Annotated in this window: 15 protein-coding genes, 1 tRNA gene and 1 other RNA gene; 5 read left to right on the top strand and 12 right to left on the bottom strand. The window is 66.9% G+C overall.

What is annotated here, in order from left to right; all coding sequences use genetic code 11:
• Window positions 1-168: 168 nt before the first annotated feature.
• The 5 genes from GOPIP_RS20270 to ffs form a co-directional block, all read right to left on the bottom strand.
• Window positions 169-2,460, bottom strand: a complete 2,292-nt coding sequence (locus tag GOPIP_RS20270) for a DNA polymerase III subunit gamma and tau (RefSeq protein ID WP_006371656.1) — start codon at window positions 2,458-2,460, stop codon at window positions 169-171.
• Between the two features lie 63 nt (window positions 2,461-2,523).
• A complete protein-coding gene (locus GOPIP_RS20275; protein WP_006371657.1) occupies window positions 2,524-4,077 on the bottom strand; it encodes an acyl-CoA synthetase in 1,554 nt (517 codons plus the stop codon).
• Window positions 4,078-4,215: 138 nt separating this feature from the next.
• A complete protein-coding gene (locus GOPIP_RS20280; protein WP_006371658.1) occupies window positions 4,216-5,496 on the bottom strand; it encodes a glycosyltransferase 87 family protein in 1,281 nt (426 codons plus the stop codon).
• A 69-nt stretch (window positions 5,497-5,565) separates the two neighbouring features.
• Window positions 5,566-6,843: an aspartate aminotransferase type Ic gene (locus GOPIP_RS20285; protein ID WP_006371659.1), complete on the bottom strand. Its 1,278-nt coding sequence runs from the start codon at window positions 6,841-6,843 to the stop codon at window positions 5,566-5,568.
• Window positions 6,844-6,888: 45 nt separating this feature from the next.
• Window positions 6,889-6,983, bottom strand: an RNA gene (ffs, locus tag GOPIP_RS28400) — signal recognition particle sRNA small type.
• A gap of 217 nt (window positions 6,984-7,200) precedes the next feature.
• Between ffs and GOPIP_RS20290 the strand changes: the two genes are divergently transcribed.
• Together GOPIP_RS20290 and GOPIP_RS20295 are read left to right on the top strand one after the other, a co-directional pair.
• Window positions 7,201-8,610: an amino acid permease gene (locus tag GOPIP_RS20290; protein WP_006371660.1), complete on the top strand. Its 1,410-nt coding sequence runs from the start codon at window positions 7,201-7,203 to the stop codon at window positions 8,608-8,610.
• 64 nt (window positions 8,611-8,674) lie between these two features.
• The gene (locus GOPIP_RS20295) at window positions 8,675-9,103 is read left to right on the top strand and encodes a hypothetical protein (RefSeq protein WP_006371663.1); all 429 of its coding nucleotides are present in this window, start codon (window positions 8,675-8,677) and stop codon (window positions 9,101-9,103) included.
• A 26-nt stretch (window positions 9,104-9,129) separates the two neighbouring features.
• Here the strand turns inward: GOPIP_RS20295 and GOPIP_RS20300 are convergent, their stop codons facing one another.
• Window positions 9,130-9,999 carry an SGNH/GDSL hydrolase family protein gene (locus tag GOPIP_RS20300; protein WP_244421184.1) on the bottom strand — a complete coding sequence of 290 codons (870 nt, stop codon included), beginning with the start codon at window positions 9,997-9,999 and terminating at the stop codon, window positions 9,130-9,132.
• 72 nt (window positions 10,000-10,071) lie between these two features.
• Here GOPIP_RS20300 and GOPIP_RS20305 point away from each other — a divergent pair, with 72 nt between their 5' ends.
• Window positions 10,072-10,665 (top strand): HD domain-containing protein, encoded by a 594-nt coding sequence (locus tag GOPIP_RS20305; protein WP_006371666.1) that lies wholly within the window; start codon window positions 10,072-10,074, stop codon window positions 10,663-10,665.
• A gap of 169 nt (window positions 10,666-10,834) precedes the next feature.
• Here GOPIP_RS20305 and GOPIP_RS20310 read toward each other — a convergent pair.
• Window positions 10,835-10,923 (bottom strand) — tRNA-Ser (locus GOPIP_RS20310).
• Window positions 10,924-11,011: 88 nt separating this feature from the next.
• Window positions 11,012-11,656 carry a trypsin-like serine protease gene (locus GOPIP_RS20315; RefSeq protein WP_006371667.1) on the bottom strand — a complete coding sequence of 215 codons (645 nt, stop codon included), beginning with the start codon at window positions 11,654-11,656 and terminating at the stop codon, window positions 11,012-11,014.
• A gap of 140 nt (window positions 11,657-11,796) precedes the next feature.
• Between GOPIP_RS20315 and GOPIP_RS20320 the strand changes: the two genes are divergently transcribed.
• Window positions 11,797-12,672: an NmrA family NAD(P)-binding protein gene (locus GOPIP_RS20320; protein WP_006371668.1), complete on the top strand. Its 876-nt coding sequence runs from the start codon at window positions 11,797-11,799 to the stop codon at window positions 12,670-12,672.
• Window positions 12,673-12,682: 10 nt separating this feature from the next.
• Here the strand turns inward: GOPIP_RS20320 and GOPIP_RS20325 are convergent, their stop codons facing one another.
• Both GOPIP_RS20325 and GOPIP_RS20330 read right to left on the bottom strand, forming a co-directional pair.
• Window positions 12,683-13,759: a DNA polymerase domain-containing protein gene (locus GOPIP_RS20325; RefSeq protein ID WP_014361859.1), complete on the bottom strand. Its 1,077-nt coding sequence runs from the start codon at window positions 13,757-13,759 to the stop codon at window positions 12,683-12,685.
• Window position 13,760: 1 nt separating this feature from the next.
• Window positions 13,761-14,813, bottom strand: coding sequence for an ATP-dependent DNA ligase (locus GOPIP_RS20330; protein WP_006371670.1), 1,053 nt, complete (start codon window positions 14,811-14,813; stop codon window positions 13,761-13,763).
• A gap of 35 nt (window positions 14,814-14,848) precedes the next feature.
• Between GOPIP_RS20330 and gluQRS the strand changes: the two genes are divergently transcribed.
• Window positions 14,849-15,781: a tRNA glutamyl-Q(34) synthetase GluQRS gene (gene gluQRS / locus GOPIP_RS20335; protein WP_081482540.1), complete on the top strand. Its 933-nt coding sequence runs from the start codon at window positions 14,849-14,851 to the stop codon at window positions 15,779-15,781.
• Between the two features lie 30 nt (window positions 15,782-15,811).
• Here the strand turns inward: gluQRS and GOPIP_RS20340 are convergent, their stop codons facing one another.
• Window positions 15,812-16,813, bottom strand: coding sequence for a hemolysin family protein (locus GOPIP_RS20340; RefSeq protein ID WP_006371672.1), 1,002 nt, complete (start codon window positions 16,811-16,813; stop codon window positions 15,812-15,814).
• Entirely contained in the window at window positions 16,810-18,207 is a 1,398-nt protein-coding gene (locus GOPIP_RS20345) for a hemolysin family protein (protein ID WP_006371673.1), read from the bottom strand. The genes GOPIP_RS20340 and GOPIP_RS20345 overlap by 4 nt, the downstream gene beginning before the upstream one ends.
• Between the last annotated feature and the right edge of the window lie 167 nt (window positions 18,208-18,374).

Here is an 18,374-nt window from a genome sequence, read left to right on the forward strand (position 1 = left end):
GGTTGTAGGGCCCGCCGGTCGACCACCTCAACCGCGGATGCAAACCCATCGGCCGACTACCTCGGCCACCGGTTGTAACCCCCGCCGGACGCCCTCCACCCCGCTGGTCGAGGTGCGCAGGCGCGCCAGCGCCGGAGCCTCGAGACCCCGTGCGCCACAGCTGGTTCGCTACTCGAGCGGCCGCGCACCCAGCTCGGTCTGAAGTAGATCCAGGGCGAGTTTGTCGGGGTCGATCCGCGCGTCGGGGGTGGCGTTGTGCGCGTCGGCGACCATCTCCGCCCGCTCGTCGTCACTGATCTCCTCGTCGGAGCGTGGCGGTTCGGGTTCCTCGGGTTCCGGATCGGGTTCGGGCGCGGGAGCACTTCCCTCCGCCGAGTCCGAGCGGGCACGACTCGGCCGCGAGAACGTCTGCCGTTTGGGTGCGGCAGCAGCCTGCGGACGCGCGGCCGCGGGCCCCGGCGTCGAGGTGTCACGGTGGACGGCGCGAACGTCGAGATCGGTGCCGAACACCTCCTGTAACGCCTCACGAATGATCGAGACCGCATGCGGTGCAGACAATCTGCCCACCAGCACGTCGATCGGATGAGCGAGGACGACGGTGGTGCCGTCGAGATCGTCGACGACCGCCGCCGACAACATCGGTTCGAGGCTCTTCGATCGGGTCCGAACGGCGGTCCGCACCTCCTGGAACCGTTTGCGCACCGTGTCGGCGTCAAGGCCCGACTGCGGCGCAGGTGTGGGTTCGGGCTCCGGTGCGCTGCGCGGCGCCGCCGGGACCGGCTCGTCCGGGGGCGCGTCGTACTCGTCGAATGGCTCGTCGGGCAGCGGAATCTCGTCGTCGAAGCCGGCGACCTCCGGGATCGGCTCGGGTTCCGGCGTGGGCTCCGGCCGGGGCCGTGACGGCGGTTGGGGGGCAGTCGGATCCGCGGCCGACGACTGTTCCGACGACTGTTCTGCCGCGGCTTTCTCCGCTGCCGCCCTCTCCGCCGCCGCGCGCTCCGCTGCCGCCTTCGCAGCAGCAGCCTTCTCGGCCTCACGATCTGCCGCAGCCTTCTCTGCCGCAGCTTTCTCCGCTGCCGCCTTCTCGGCCGCCGCGCGCTCGGCTGCCGCCCGCTCCGCCTCATCCGGAGCACCGGCCGACGGCGGCGTGTCCTGTTGTCCGACTTGATCTTCGGTGCTCTTGCGCTGGGACGGCCGCACGTACTTCGGTGGCGGCTCGTCGGCGGGGGGCGCCGGGGTGGGGGCCACCGGGGCAGGCGCCGACGATACCGCCGGGGTCGGGGCCGCCGACGCCGCGGGTGCGGCCACGACCACCCCGGATTCGATCCGCTCGAGACGCTGCAGTAGTGCCGCGTCGTCGGCAGAGGTGGTGGGCAACAGCATGCGCGCGCACATCACCTCCAGCAGCAGGCGCGGTGAGGTGGTGCCGCGCATCTCGCCCAGCGCGTTGTGGACGATCTCGGCAAAACGCGTCAGACCGCCCGGGCCGAGACGATCGATCTGACTGCGCATCCGTGCCAGCTGATCGCCCGGTGCCTCCACCAAACCGCGGTCGGCGGCATCCGGAACCGCTTGCAGCAGAATCAGATCCCGGAGACGCTCGAGCAGATCGACGGCAAAACGGCGGGGATCGTGGCCGGCGTCGACGACCTGCTCCACCACGGTGAACAGCGCGGCTCCATCGGCGACGGCGAGAGCGTCCACGGCGGCATCGATCAGGGCGATGTCGGTGACACCGAGGAGGGCAAGCGCGCGCTCGTAGGTGACGCCCTCGTCGCCGGCTCCGGCGAGGAGCTGATCGAGGATCGACAGCGAGTCGCGCGGCGAACCGCCGCCGGCGCGGATCACCAGCGGATAGACGTCGGCGGCCACCTGCACGTGCTCCTTGGCGCAGATGTCCTCGAGGAGCCCGCGCATCACCGGCGGGGCGAGCAGTCGGAACGGATAGTGGTGGGTGCGCGAGCGGATCGTCGGCAGCACCTTCTCCGGTTCGGTGGTCGCGAACACGAAGATCAGATGCTCCGGCGGCTCCTCGACGATCTTCAACAGGGCGTTGAACCCGGCGTTGGTGACCATGTGCGCCTCGTCGACGATGAACACGCGATAGCGCGACTCGGACGGGGCATAGAACGCGCGATCCCGGAGCTCACGGGTGTCGTCGACACCACCGTGGCTGGCCGCGTCGAGTTCGATGACATCGAGGTTGCCCGGCCCGCCCGGCGCGAGTGCCACACACGACGAGCACTCACCGCACGGCGTCGACGTCGGGCCCTGCACGCAGTTGAGCGAGCGGGCGAGGATGCGCGCCGACGACGTCTTGCCGCAGCCGCGCGGCCCGGAGAACAGGTAGGCGTGATTGATCCGTCCGCTGTCGAGTGCGCGGCTCAAGGGGTCGGTGACGTGCTCCTGGCCCACGACTTGGGCGAACGTCGCCGGACGGTAGGTGCGATACAGGGCCACGCGTCGAGAGTACCGGCGAACCCCGACAGTCCGACCCGCTCCCCCACAGGTCGGATCGGTTGATCATCCCTGGGGGACGGGTGTGGAGAACTGCTCACGAAGCTGGTACTTGAGCACCTTGCCCGAGGGGTTGCGCGGCAGCGCGTCGACGAACTCCAGACGCAGCGGCAGCTTGTAGCGGGCCAGTTGGTCCTTGGCGAAGTCACGCAGTTCCTCGAGGGTGACCTCCTGGCCGGGGGCGGTGGCGATGACGGCGGTGACCGCCTCGCCCCACTTCGCGTCGGGCAGCCCGAGGATCGCGATCTCGGCGACCGCGGGATGGCTGTAGAGAACGCTCTCGACCTCGGCCGGGTACACGTTCTCGCCGCCGGTGATCACCATGTCCTTGACGCGGTCGACGACGTAGATGTAGCCGTCGTCGTCCTCGCGACCGATGTCGCCGGTGTGGAACCACCCCTCGTCGTCGATGACCGCGTCGGTGGCGGCCTGGTTGCGCCAGTACCCGACCATCACCTGCGGGCCGCGGACGCAGACCTCGCCCGGGGTGCCCACCGGGACAGGCGAATTGGTGGCGTCGACGAGTCGCACATCCGACAGCGGCAACACCTTGTTACCCGCGGCGCCGATCTTGGCCGCCGACTCGTCGAGTCCCATCACGAGTGCGAGCGGGGCGGTTTCGGTGAGTCCGTATCCCTGGGCGAAGGCCAGCCCCCGCTCGGCGTAGCGCCGCATCAACGGTTCGGGTACCGGCGCGCCACCGCAGATGAGGTAACGCAGGCTGGACAGGTCCGCGGTCTCGAACCGCGGCACCTGGGACATGAACAGGAACATCGCCGGCACACCGAACATCGTTGTCACACGGTACTTTTCGATGGTGTCGAGTGCCGCGGCCGGATCGAACGTCGGCGCCAGCACGATGTGACCGCCCTTCTGCAGGGTGACCAGTGTCGTGACGTTGAGTCCCCCGATGTGGAACAGCGGGGCGGCGCAATAGCTGATGTCGGAGGTCTCGACGTCGAGGCACAACAGCGAGTTCATGTTGTTCCAGAACAGGTTTCCGTGGGTGAGCATCGCCCCCTTGGGGCGGCCGGTGGTTCCCGAGGTGTACATGATGACCGCGATGGCGTCCGACGCCGGACGGGCGGGGTCGGCGATCGGCTCGGCATGGGCGATGACGGCTTCGGCCGACTCCCAGCCGACGTGCTCACCGACGGCGATGCACCGCTGCAGTGTGAGCTGATCGGCCACCTCGTCGACGACGGCCGCGAGCGCGGGGTCGGCGATCAGGGTGTGGGCACCGGCGTCGTTGATGATGTAGGCGAGCTCGGCTCCGGTGAGCCGAAAGTTCAACGGCACGAACGTCGCTCCGGCGCGCGCCGAGGCGAACATGGTGACCAGGAACATCGGATGGTTCAGGCCGAGGTAAGCGACGCGGTCACCGACGCCGACGCCTCCGGCGCGCAGCGCGGCGGCCAGTCGGTCGATGCGGTCGGAGAATTCCCGGAAGCTCATCGTCGTGTCGTCGAAGGTGATGGCGGGGCGGTCGGGACCGATGGCAGCCCGGCGGGCGATCCACGATCCGAGGTCCATCGATTCCGGGGTACTGATACTGGGCATGGCAGTTCTCCTCACACGCGGGCCGACTGAATCCAGCGATGGTCGGCGACGATGGCGTCAGGGTAGATCGCGGCGCACGGCGCCATGTCCGATTCGGTGAATTTCGACTAACCGGGAACCAGCTGGGCAGCCCCGAGATCAGCTGGGCAGCGCAGCGGTGTCCGTCGGGTCCGGATTGTCCTGGGTCGGGCGCGCGGGGCGGTCGAGCAGTCCGAACACGACGAGGGTCGCGATGGTCGTACCGAGGAAGATCGCGTTGTACGGGTAGACCAGGAACGCCTGTGCCCACGCCGGTCCCGTCTCTGCCTTGAAGAACAGCCCGGTGAAATACGCGTCCGGCACGGTGCGGTTCACGAACCACATCGGATAGGCGAAATGTGTGCGCCAGGCGAACGCCGTGAGTACCAGCGCAACGAGCCCGATGCCGGCGAACGTGCGGCGTATCGCCGACACATCGGTGCGCAGCAACAGATTCACACAGATCACGACGATCGGTACGAACCACACCCAGTGATGCCCCCAGGCCATCGGCGACACCGCACACGAGGTCATACCGACGATCGAGATCGCGAGCAACTCATGGCCGCGCCGATGGGCGAGCACCGCCGAACCCATCCCCAGCGCCAGCGCGATGAGCACGAGGACCATCCACACCGCGGTGTTGGGGGCGTCGGTGTGCACCAGATTGGCGATGAGCCCGCGCAACGATTGATTACCGAGAGTCTGCGGCGCGCCCACGCGATTGGAGTCGAAGATCTTGTCGGTCCAGTACGACCAGGATTCCTTGGGCAACACCACGAATCCGACGACGACGGTCAGTAGGAATCCGCCGAGGACCCCGGCCGTCGCACGCCAGCGCCGTAGCAGCGCGAAGTAGAGGACGAAGATCAGCGGCGTCAATTTGATGCCCGCGGCGATGCCGGTGCCGACGCCCTTGAGCCGTGAACCGTCGGGTCGGACGAGGTCGGCGAGGATGATCAACAGGAGGAACACGTTGATCTGGCCGTACCAGATGGTGGTGCGCACCGGTTCCAGGAGCATCGAGACGGCGACAAGGGCGATCGCCAGACATCGCAACGGCCAGTTCACGTCTCTGCCGAGGGCCCGGAAGCACAGGACGATCACCAGATAGAGCGCGATGACGATGCCGACGCTCCACACGATCCGGGCGGCCTCGAACGACATCCAGGCGAACGGCATCAACACGATGACCGACACCGGCGCGTAGGTGTAGTCCATCTGGCCGAGCAGTTTTGCGTCGTAGAGGCTGCCGCCGTCCCACACGGTCAGTGCGCCGGCGCGGTAGACGTCGAGGTCGAGTTGATAGTCGAACAAACCCCAGAACGGGGTGGAAAACGGCAGGATCAGGTGCTGGCACCACAGGGCGAGTCCGGCGATCGCGAGCGCAGCCACACACATGGCGAATCGGCGCCCGCGGCCACCTGTCACGATCGGTCACCCGGCACACCCACCGAAGATCGGCGCCTTTCAGGAACCGTGCGCGGAGAGCAGCGTCTCCGTCGCGGCGAGCAGCACGCAGGTGGCGACACCGTCCATCGCGACCTGCAGGTCGTCGATGCTCGGGAAGGTCGGCGCCAACCGGATGTTGCGGTCGTGCGGGTCGTTCTTGTACGGGAACGTCGAACCCGCCGGCGTCAGCGCGATACCCGCGTCCTTGGCCAACGCGATGGTCCGGCTCGCCGCGCCGTCGGGCACGTCGAGGTTGATGAAGTAGCCGCCCTCGGGTTCGGACCACGACGCGACCTTCGACTCCGCGAGCCGATCCTCGAGAATGCCGAGCACGGTCGCGAACTTGGGGGCGAGGATGTCCCGATGGCGGGCCATGTGGGCACGCACCCCGGCGGCGTCACCGAAGAACCGCGCATGGCGCAGCTGGTTCACCTTGTCGGGACCGATGGTCGCGAAGCCGATGTTCTCGACGAACCAGTCGACGTTGGCCTTCGACGATCCGAAGAACGAGACCCCGGCACCGGCGAAGGTGATCTTCGACGTCGAGCCGAGGACGTAGACGCGATTGGGATTGCCTGCGGCAGCGGCCATCTCGATCACCGGCAGGGGCGTCGGCGGCTCGTCGACGAGGGTGTGCACCGCGTAGGCGTTGTCCCAGTAGATACGGAAGTCGTCGGCGGCCGGCATCGACAGCAGGCCCTCGGTGACCTCCTCGGAGAAGGTGACGCCGGTCGGGTTGGAGTAGGTGGGTACCGCCCACATGCCCTTGATCGACGGGTCGGCGGCGGTCAGTGCCGCGCACGCGTCGACGTCGGGACCGTCGGGGTTCATCGGCACCGGCACCATCTCGATGCCGTACTGCTCGGTGATCGCGAAGTGACGGTCGTATCCGGGCACCGGACACAGGAATTTCACCGGACCCGACGACCACGGTTGCGACGAATCCACGGTGCCGCGCAGCAACCCGAACGTCGTCAGATGATGCATGATCTCGAGGCTCGCGTTGCCGTAGGCGATCAGATTCGCGGGATCGACCGCGAAGATCTCCCCGAAGATCTCCCGCAGTTCCGGCAGACCACGCAGGCCACCGTAGTTGCGGGTGTCGGTGCCGTCGGCGGCACGGAAATCGGCGCCGGGCAGTGACAGCAACTCATTGGACAGATCAAGTTGCTCGGGCGCGGGCTTGCCGCGGGTGAGATCCAGGGTCAGCCCGGCCGCGCACAGCGCGTCGTAGAGCTTTCGGAGGTCCTCCTGGGTGGCGCGAAGCTCGTCGGCACTCTTGGAGTGATAGTTCAACGGGGGACCTCATGTATCGGACTGAGATGTGTATCGGCGTGAGATGTATGGGGACCCCGCGCACCCGAGAGAGCCCGTTGACCCTTGCTGCCTTCCGGCCCTGGGGGAGTTCACAGGATGCACGCCGCGCGGGATCCGTCGTCAAGTGTAGCGAGTGGGTCGGCGCGTTCTGCAATCGGTCCGTGCGACGGTCCCCACCAGCGGCGATCCTCGCCGGGCAATGCCCGAAACCTCCCTCGAATCGGACAAAGTTCGCATCCGCTGCGAGTCCGTCGCACCCGCCGTAGATTCGGTCACCGCGCCCCCACAAGGGGCTGAATTCTGTGTGAACTCTCACCACCGTAGGAGACGCAACCCATGACCTCTGTCGACCGGCAATCCTCCGAATCGACCGCCGCGGGCGGCCACGGTTCGCTCGGGTCGAGCCTCAAGCCCCGACACATCACCATGATCTCGATCGCCGGCGTCATCGGCGCCGGTCTGTTCGTCGGTTCGGCGAATGCCATCGAGAAGGCCGGCCCGGCCGTATTGATCTCGTATGCGATGGCCGGCGCCCTGGTCGTGCTGGTGATGCGCATGCTCGGCGAGATGGCGACCGCCAACCCCGACACCGGCTCGTTCTCGGTGTACGCCGACCGCGCCCTCGGCCGCTGGGCCGGCTTCTCCGTCGGCTGGCTGTACTGGTGGTTCTGGGTGCTCGTGATCCCCGTCGAGGCGACGGCCGCGGCGTCGATCCTCACCGATCTCATCGGTGGCGCGCAATGGATCTGGGCTCTGGCGGTCACGGTGTTGTTGACCGTCACCAACCTGATCAGCGTCGGCAACTACGGCGAGTTCGAGTTCTGGTTCGCGTTGATCAAGGTCGTTGCGATCGTGTTGTTCATCCTCGTCGGCGTGGCGGCGATGCTCGGCTGGATTCCGAGTTCGGAGGTCAGCGGCATCCATCATCTGTGGCAGCCGGACGGCTTCATGCCCAACGGTTTCGGCGCGGTCATCGCAGGCATGCTCATCACGATGTTCTCGTTCATGGGTACCGAGATCGTCACGATCGCCGCAGCCGAATCACCCAACCCGGAAAAGGGCATCACCAAGGCGGTCAACTCGGTGATCTGGCGGATCTCGCTGTTCTACCTCGGATCGATTTTCGTCGTCGTGTCCCTGCTGCCCTACAACAAGCTGCCCGATGGCTCCTACCAGTCGGTGCTCGAGGCGATTGGCATCCCGCACGCCGCGCTGATCATGGACATCGTCATCCTGACCGCCGTCGCCTCGTGCCTGAACTCCGCGCTCTACACCGCCTCCCGCATGCTGTTCTCACTGGGCACCCGTCACGACGCACCGTGGGCCGTGCGACGGCTGACCCGCAACGGCGTGCCGTGGGTGTCGGTGCTGTTGTCGATGGTCATCGGATTCCTGGCGGTGATCGGCAACTATGTGTTGCCGGACAAGATCTTTGCGTGGCTGCTGGCCACCAGCGGCGCGATCGCGCTGTTCGTCTATCTGACCATCGCCGCCAGCCAGCTGAAACTCGGCCGCACGCTGCGTCAAGAAGGGCATCGGCCCGCGGTGACGATGTGGTTGTTCCCCTACCTGACCGGTGCGGTGATGGTGTTCATCGTCGCGGTACTGGTGCTCATGGTGTTCGACGCAGGACAGCGCCGGGCGATCATCTTCTCCGCGATCTCCGCGCTGATCATCGTCGCGGCCGGGGTGATCGTCCAGAAGCGCAGCACCGATCCGCATCCGGTCACCCCCGCGCAGCAGTAGCACTTTCGTCGGGAATGTCACATTTCCGGCAGCGGCGGCGATAGAGCAGTCAAGGAGGTCACTCATGACGATTCGCACTCTGATCCGCTCTTTCGCCGCCGCAGGCGTGGCCCTGGGAGCACTCGTTCTCGCACAACCCGCCGACGCGTCGGCGTCGGTCACGGCCATCGGGTTCCAGATCAACCCCGCGCCGTACGGGATTCCGACCGGCAGCCTCGACTCCACACCCGCCCGGTGTTTCGCCGAGGTCGGCCGCCACCGCGGCGAGGTCACCGTCACCGCCGAGGAATGGGCGCGGTGGTTCTGCCCACCGAATTCCGAGGTGCGGTGGATCAACCTGTCGACCGGTGCCACCGGCGTCGCCCGACTCAGCAACGGGCTCAACAACATACCGGCGCACGCCGACCTGCGCACCGGTCCGGGACAGGTCGCACTGACCTTGCTTCCCGGCGGGGTGTACACGCCGGGGTTCGCCACGGTTGCCGTGCCCTGACACCGGCCGACGAAGGTCACCCGCCCTCAGGCGACCTCACGGATCCATTCCGCGATCACCGCCGCGCCGATCTGATTGGGGTGACCGAAGACCGCGATCTCGCGCGGGACGGCTCCCTCGAACCACGGCTGAGCCGAGCACGGGTCATGTCCGGCCGAGCGCGCTCCGACGTCGACGAACGCTGCGCCGTATCGTGCCGCGATCCGCGCCTGAGTCGCATTGAACTGTGCGAGAAAGTCATTCATCCAGGCGGCGTCGCCATCGGAGGCGGGGACGAACGGCCAACATCCCCGTCTGCCGACCTGACCACCGTGGCCGACGAGCACGATGCGGGCGTTGGGTGCGGCCTTCTCGCGCACCGCGCGCATCACGCCGTTGACCTGGCCTTCCATGTAGGCGAGCATGCGATGCGCCGCAGCGATGTGCCCGACGTTGAATCGACAGCGCGCGTCGTTGCCGGGTAGTGGGACTTGGCACCGCTCGGCGATGGCTCCCCAGTTGAGGTCGTTTCCGCCGATGGAGATGGTGACGAGGTTGGTGGTCTTGCTGACGCCTCGGATCTGGGGTGGGATCGGCCCGAACGGCCCGTTCTCCGGCAGATGGGTGACGTTGGCCGCCCACGCACCCGCACACGAGCGGTCGACGAAGCTGCGCACGTGCGCGATGCGCGCCAGCACGCTGGGATATGACGTGGAACTCCGCCAGCAACCGTCGGACGGTTGCAGACCCGGCATGTTGCCGGAGGCGCGGGAGTCGCCGAGCGCGACATAGTTCAAGCCCGACGGCAGAGCATGAGCCGAGGGGCTCTCGACGACCGCGCCGAGCATCGAGGCGAGCAGAGCGACGATCCCGATCACGGTTCGCCGCAGCGTTGCGGCACCGGGCATATCTGGCATGGAAAGCAAGGTGCCATGTGGGGGTCACCGGTTCAACTTCGGTCGCCGGCAGGTCTGGCATGATCGTTCACCATGCGCGTGGCCGATCTCCCCGTGCCGTCAACGGCCGCTGCTCGCGGGGCTCTTGAGGTGGCCACCGAGTACTGCACGCCGGCGCTTCTCAACCACAGCCTGCGGTCCTACGTGTGGGCCGCCGCGCACGCCCACGCTTGTCACCTTCAACTCGATCACGAACTTCTCTACGTCGCCGCGTTGTTGCACGACATCGGGCTCGTCGCCGAGTTCGACAACCACTCTCTCGCCTTCGAAGACGCGGGCGGGCACATCGCCTCGGTCCTGACCGCCGGAGCAGGTTGGGACATCACCCGTCGCGCTCGCGCACGCAAGATCATCGTCGAACACATGGCGCCCGAACAACCCAACACCGACGAGGAATCTCGCGTGCTATGGCTGGCAACGGGTTACGAGATCTCGGGTGCGCCACTCCCCATGGACACCGGTTTCCGTGCTGAGGTACTCGACCGATACCCACGCCTGGACATTGCCTCCGAGTTCTCGACCAACTTACGTGATCAGGCCGGCCGAAAGCCCGGCTGCGCTGCTGCACACGCCGTCGCTGATGACATCCTGACGCGCATCGCCGCCAACCCGCTCGACGCTGAATAGACGTAACTCTGCAGCAGTACGAATGCGGATGACTCTGCAGCAGTACGAATGCGGATGCTTTCGCGGGACGAGAGCCGCTCACGTGGAATGCACTTGCCGGCCATCCATCTCGACGCACAAAAGCGATGAGCCGCGACACCGTATGTCAACGGTGTCGCGGCTCATGGCTTGGCGGAGGATGGGGGATTCGAACCCCCGAGGGCTGTTAACCCAACCCGCGTTCCAGGCGAGCGCCATAGGCCACTAGGCGAATCCTCCAACGACGGTCGATCATAACCGGGTGCGGGCGTCCAACCCAAACCGCGCCGTCATCACCGACCTCCGAACCCGCCCGACCGGGCCTCTGCTAGCGCAGGTTTGCGGGCAGCAACGAGACGGGGGCGATGAGGGTGTCGGTGTCGGAGCTACCGGCCGACAGGATGCCGATGACGTTGCCTTGCGCATCCCGGATGCCCGATCCGCTGTCGCCCTCGGCCGAGCGCAGGAGCGCGCGGACGCTGGTCGTCGTGTTCTGCAGCAGGAAGGGCGGGGCGAAGGAGTATCCGTATGCGGTGCGCATGGTCGGCTTGGGGTCGGTGATGGTGCCGGCACTGAACCGCGTGGTCACGCCGTTCTTGGTGACGCGTTCGCCCTTCACGATCGGAGCATTCCACGCGATCGAGTCGACCTGCGCGTGGGTGTTGCGTCCGAGGCTGATGACCGCGATGTCCAGACCCTTGGTGATCCGGTTGGCGGTGATGCGGCCGATCGTGTCGCCGTGCTCGTCGTACACCTCTTGACCGATGTGTCCGCAGTGGCCGGCGGTGATGGCCTTGGTTGGGGAGACGACGGCACCGAGCGTGCAGGAAGTGGCCGTGATGATCGTCTCGTCGACGTTGATCTCCATACCCGACCGCACCGTCGGCACAGCCGCCTGAGCGGAGGCAATCGGGGCTGCGACGAGTCCCGCGGCGCTGAGCACGAACGCGGCGGCCATCAATTTGATACGCATGTGTTCCGTCTTTCGTCAGGGTGGCGAACTGAGGGCAATCTATCAGGCAACTTTGAGATAGCAAATCTCCGGTTGCCCGATTGTCCCTATTTAGGAGGAACGTCCGTAGACTCGTGGCGCCGCCGTCGAAGGGAACCCACATGTCCACTGCGTCCACTTCCACCGGGCCGATCGCGGTCCTCGGCGCCACCGGAGGTCAGGGCGGCGCCGTGGTCGATGCACTCCTCGACGCCGGACGGAGCGTTCGGGCCGTCGTACGGTCGCCGGAGTCCTCGCGCGCGCAGGCACTTGCCGACCGCGGTGTCGAGCTGGCCGTCGCCGACCTCATGAGTGGCGACGGGCTGACCGAGGCGTTTGCCGGAGTCGCCGGAGCGTTCGCGCTCACCACACCGTTCGAGTCGGGTGTCGACGCCGAACTCACCCAGGGGGATGCGATCATCGCCGCGGCGCATGCATCAGCGCTGCCATATCTCGTGTTCTCGTCGGTGGCCAGCGCCGACCTGAATACCGGTGTCCCTCACTTTGATTCGAAATATCAGGTCGAGCAGCGTCTCGCCGCAACCGACATCGCCCACACCGTTGTCGGACCGACGTACTTCTACGACAACATCTTCGGCGATCGCGATGCACTCGCGGCCGGGTTGCTCCTGATGGCGATGCCGACCGAGAAGCCGCTGCAGCAACTCTCGCGAGCGGACCTGGGGTCGTTCGTCGCGAATCTCTTCGGCGATCCCTCCGCGCATGTCGGTGAGCGCATCGACATCGCTTCCGATTCGGTGACACCGGGCCAGATGGCCGCAGTCCTGTCGTCGGTCACCGGCAACGACGTGCACGCGGAATCCTATGATCCCGAACGCATTTCCTCACCGGACATGCGTGCGATGTTCGGTTTCCTCTCGACAACGGGCTACAGCGTCAACATCACCCAGCTGCATCAGCAGTTCCCCCAGGTCGGCTGGCAGTCGTTCGCCGAATGGGCGGCCGGCGCGTTCGGCCAGGGCATCGACACACCCTAGGAACGCCGGGTCACTCCACCCGGTTGCCGTGTTCATCCCAGTGTGCGGCAACCTTCTTGCTCGGTTGGACACGTGGCGGCTCGCCGGGCATCTTCGGGTAGCTCGGCGGGTACGGCATGTCGTGCAACCCGTCGGCGTCGTCGCGCTGCACCATCTCCAACAGCGGCTCGAGTCCGACGCGGTGCTCGGCGATGTCGGCCATCGGATCCCCGCGTCGGGCAACCAGATCGGGGACGGTGGCCATGGTCGCGTCGTCGGGATGTATCTCGGCGAGTTCGGCCCACGTCACCGGCGTCGACACGCGGGCGTTGGCGCTGCGGCGCACCGAGTACGGCGAGGCCATCGTGCGGTCCCGCGCATTCTGGTTGAAGTCGATGAAGATCCGTTCTCCGCGTTCCTCTTTCCACCAGGAGGTGGTCACCGCGTCGGGATCACGACGCTCCATCTCGCGCGCGATCGCGATCACCGCACGGCGGGTGGCGATGAAGTCCCACTGCGGCTCGATCGGCACGAACACGTGAATACCGCGCCCACCCGAGGTCTTGGGGAATCCGGTGTATCCGAGTTCGTCGAGCAATGGGGCGAGCACATCGATCGCCACTCGACGCACATCGTCGAAATCGGTGCCCGGCTGTGGATCGAGATCGATGCGCAACTGGTCGGGATGATCGTTGTCACCGTCATGGGTTGGCCAGCTGTGAAAGGTGACGGTACCGAGGTTCGCTCCCCACACGATGTCGGCAGGCGCTTTGGGGCACAGGGCATCTCCGGTGCGCCCGGAGGGGAACGTGATGCGGGTGGACGGAACGTGCTCGGGACGTTTCTTGGCGATGTGCTTCTGGTAGATCTCGTCGCCCTCGATACCGTCGGGGAAGCGCTGCAGAAAGGTGGGCCGGTCGCGCAGCGCCGTCATGATCGGACCGTCGCTGCCGTCGTCGAGCAGGGCCATCTGCCGGTAGTAGCCGACGAGATCGCGTTTGCGGCCGCCGTTCTCACCGAGTTCGGGGAAGTAGATCTTGTCGGGGTTGCTCATACGTACGGCGATACCGCCGACATCGAGTTCTTCGGCGGGCGAGCGAGAAGCCATGTCAGTCCAGCCCTTCCAGCACATCGTGCAGGTCGTAGGTCAGCGGCACGTCGAGCTGCTCGTATCCACAGCTGTCGGGCTCGCGGTCGGGACGCCACCGCAGGAACTTGACGGTGTGCCGGAAGCGGCCGTTCTCCATCTGGTCATAGGCAACCTCGGCGACGAGTTCGGGCCGGATCGGAATCCACTCCCCCGACTTCTCCGAACGCCACCGCGTCGGTTCCCCGGCGGAGGGTTTGTCCGGGTCGAGACGCATCGGCTCGAACATCTGCTGCAGCTCGGCGCGTTTGGCATCGGTGAAAGCTCCTGCGCCGCCGACCATTCGCAGCTCGCCGTCGTAGAACAGCCCGAGCAGCATCGACCCCAGACCGGTACCGCTCTTGTGCACGCGGTAGCCGATCACCACGCAGTCGGCGGTTCGCTTGTGCTTGACCTTGATCATCTCGCGCTTGTTCTCCACGTAGTGGCCGGCAAGGCGTTTGGCGACGACGCCGTCGAGTCCGGCGCCCTCGAACGCCGAGAACCAGTCCTCGGCGACGGCCGGATCGGCGGTCACCCGGCTGACATGGAATCGGCGATCGCGCCCGCCCGGTCCTATGGCCTCCACGAGCGCCTCGCGCCTGGTGACGAAAGACTCGTCGATCACACCGACGTTCCCGAGCGCCAGGGCGTCGAAGCCGATGAAGATCGCCGGTGTGGTCTCGGCGAGCATCGCGACCCGCGAGGCCGCCGGATGGATGCGCTGGGCCAGCGAGTCCCAATCGAGTCGATGGGTGTCGCCGATGAGCGAGGGCACACCGATCTCCCCGTCGAGCACCACTTTCAGGGGCAACTCCTCGCGGGCAGCGGCAACGATCTCGGGAAAGTAGCGTGCGAGGTCCTTGCCACCGCGAGAGCCGATGACGACCTCGTCGCCGTCGCGAAAGATCAACGCGCGGAATCCGTCCCATTTCGGCTCGTAGGACCATTCCGGATTGTCGGCGGGTTGGGCCGGAACCATGCTCGCCGCTTTGGCGAGCATCGGCGCGACCGGAGGAGTGACGGGGAGATCCACCTCACCATCGTCACCCACTTGTAGCCTCTAGGGCAATGACCGAACACCCTGGCGTTTCCGCGGCCGGCCCGGCAGGTCGATTCGCCCCGTCGCCCTCCGGAGACCTCCACGTGGGCAACCTCCGTACCGCCGTGTTGGCGTGGCTGTTCGCCCACACGACGGGACGACGGTTCTTGCTGCGCATGGAGAATCTGGACCGCACAGCCGTCGGCTCGGACGCCCGACAGATCGCCGACCTGCACGCACTCGGCCTCTCCTGGGAGGAGCCGGTGCTCTACCAAACCGATCGTCTGCCGCGCTACCGGCAGATCATCGACGATCTGACCGCGACCGGACGGACCTTCGAGTGCTTCTGCACACGTCGCGAGATCCTCGAGGCACCCAGCGCGCCGCACACACCGCCGGGCGCGTACCCGGGAACCTGCCGCACCCTGACCGTCGCGCAACGCGAGGCCAAGCGTGCGGCCGGCCGCCCACCGGCGATCCGGATCATCGCCGACCGCAGCACGTTCACCGTCGACGACGTACTCCACGGCCACTACACCGGTGCGGTCGACGACTTCGTCATCCAACGCGGTGACGGCACCCCCGCCTACAACCTGGCCGTGGTCGTCGACGACGCGGAGCAGGGCATCGATCAGGTCTGCCGCGGCGACGACCTGTTGTCGTCGGCGCCGCGACAGGCGTATCTGGCGACACTGCTGGGCTATTCGCCGCCGACCTACGCCCATGTCCCCATGGTGCTCAACCCCGACGGCGTCCGGCTCAGCAAGCGCGACGGCGCGGTCACCCTCGCCGATCTCGCAACCACCGGCATCGATGCCGGCATCGTCCTCGATCACATCGCCGTGTCACTGGGTCTCGCCGCAGCGGGCGAGCACATTGACATCGCCACGCTGGCAGCGAGATTCGATCCCGCTGTGCTACCGCGCACGCCGTGGATCGTGTCCGATCTCGAGTGGCGCTGACTGCGCTTGGCGCACCGGTCTCGGCTGCGCTCAGCTCGCGGTGGCAAGCAGTCGGGTCAGAACGTCGTCGATGGACAGCACCCCGATGACCCGGCCGTCGTCGACGACGACCGCGATGTGATTGCGGTACTGCCGCATTCGGCTCAGGGCGTCGTAGACCGGAAGTGCGGGCGTCATTTCCAGCACCGGCCGCATGAGGTCGGCGGCGCTCGCGTCGGGGGCGGCCTCGAGACAGTCCCGGACGTGGACGACACCGCTTACCCGCGGCCCGTCGCGGACCACGAGACGCAGATGCCCGCTGTCCCGGGCCCGTGCCTCGATGACGGCCGCCGTCACATCGTGATCGACCCCATCGGGATCGACCACCGTCGCCACGTCCGCCACCGTCAACGACGCGAGATCCAATGCGTTCGAGAGGTGTTCGTGATAGCGGGCCTCGAGCGTGCCGACGGTCGCCGAATGCTCGACGAGCTGGCGCAACGTCTCCGGATCCTGCCCGGAAGCGACCTGGTCGACGGCCTCCACACCGACCATCCGCAACACCCGGTTGGCCAGCCTGTTCAGTTGGACGATCACCGGGCGGGTGAACCACATGAACACCCGCATCGGGATGGCCAACAACACCGCCGACCGTTCCGGGTGGGCGATCGCCCACGACTTCGGCGCCATCTCACCGACCACCAGGTGCAGGAACGTCACGATGATCAGCGCCAGGACGAATCCGGCGATGTCGGCCAACCACAGTGGCGCGCCGATGTTCTCGAACGCCGGCGTCAGCCAGTGATGGACAGCCGGCTTGGTGACCGCACCGAGCGCCAACGTGCACACGGTGATCCCCAACTGCGAACCGGCGAGCAGTACGGACAGTTCCGACGCGCTGCGCAGGGCGGCACGTGCGGAACGGCTGGTCGCCGCGGCATCTTCGAGGCGGTGCCTGCGCGCGGCGATCAGCGCGAACTCCACGGCGACGAAGAAGGCGCTGGCCGCGATCAACGCGACCGTCACGGCGAGAACGACCCAGGGGTTGCTCATCGCTGACTCTCCTTCGGTGATTCGTCGGCGGCCGGGACGGTCTCGCGCGTCACGTGCACCATCGCGGGTACGCGGTGGGCGATCTCGACGACCGTGGCGATCAGTCGCGGCGGGAGCGCCGGTTGGTCGTCGACGAGGCCGGCCGGGTCGGGTTCGATCGGCAACACCACGCTGTCGCCGACGTCGGGCAGTTCCCCCGCGGTGGCGATGACCAGACCGCTCAGCGTTTCGTAATCCCCTTCGGGGAGTTCGTATCCGAGCGTGCGGGACACCTCGTCGAGGTGTGCGTCACCGCGGATCGCCCAGCCGTCGGCGAGCACCGCGATGGGGCCGGTGTCGGCGGGATCGTGCTCGTCGTCGATCTCACCGACGAGTTCCTCGGCCATGTCCTCGGTGGTGACGATGCCGGCGAATCCGCCGTATTCGTCGATGACGACCGCCATCTCGTCGCCGGCGGCGGTGATGTCGTCGAGTACCTGCGGCAGCGGCAGTGTCGTCGGGACGATCACCGCGGGGCGTGCGAGGTCGCGGGCGGTCCTTGCAGTCGGTGCCGGGGTCGCCGACCATTCCAGGATGTCGGCGAGGTGGACCACCCCGACGACGTCGTCGGTGCCCGCATCGATCACGGGATAGCGTGTGTGGCCGCTCGCCATCCGGCTACGGACCGCGGCGAGATCGAGGTCGGCGGGCACGGTGTCCACGCGCGGACGCGGGATCATCGCGTGATCGGCAGCGCGGGTGGGGAATTCGAGAACGCGATCGAGAAGCTGGGACAGTTCCGCGGGGATCTCCCCGGCCTGCGCCGACTCCGCGACGATGTGTTCGAGGTCGCGGGGCGTCGCCGAATGCTCGACGTCGTGCACCGGTTCGATGCGCAGCGCCTTGAGCAGCAGGTTGGACGCCGCGTCGAACACCGTGATGAGTGGACCGAAGATCTTGAGGTAGGTGCGGGTGGACAGCGCGAGTCGACGGGCGACCGGTTCGGGACGGGCGATGGCGAGGTTCTTCGGGAACAGTTCGCCGAAGACCATCTGGATCACCGTCGAGAACAGCACCGCGAGGATCGTGCCGATGGCCACGCCGACCGACACCGGGACCCCGACGTCGCCGAGCAGGTCACCGAAGCCGCTGCCGATGAGCGGTTCGGCGACGTAGCCGACGAGCAGGCCGGTGACGGTGATGCCGAGCTGAGCGCCGGACAGCATGAATGATGTGCGTCGGGTCACTGCGAGCGCACGGGTTGCGGCGGTGTCGCCCGCCTCGGCGCGTGCCTTGAGGCGGGATCGGTCGACGGCCATGTAGGCGAATTCCTGGGCGACGAAGTAGCCGGTCAGCGCCGTGATCGCGAAGACCACCAGGATGCCGATGAGGATTCCGAGCAATGTCAGCAGCATGATGCCCCGCTCTCGGGGAGCATGACCGCGGCTCGGTCAGAAAACGCTGCCCCCGGATGGGGGCCGGATCGTCGGGGTTTCTTGCGTTTGCGCTTCGCGCGGGTCATCAGAGCTTTCGGTCTCGGGTCGGGGGTGATTCACAGGATACGCAAAGCCAACGGGTCGGG

Origin of the sequence: Gordonia polyisoprenivorans NBRC 16320 = JCM 10675, from assembly GCF_000241325.1 — a bacterium.
In the GTDB taxonomy this organism is placed as follows: domain Bacteria; phylum Actinomycetota; class Actinomycetes; order Mycobacteriales; family Mycobacteriaceae; genus Gordonia; species Gordonia polyisoprenivorans.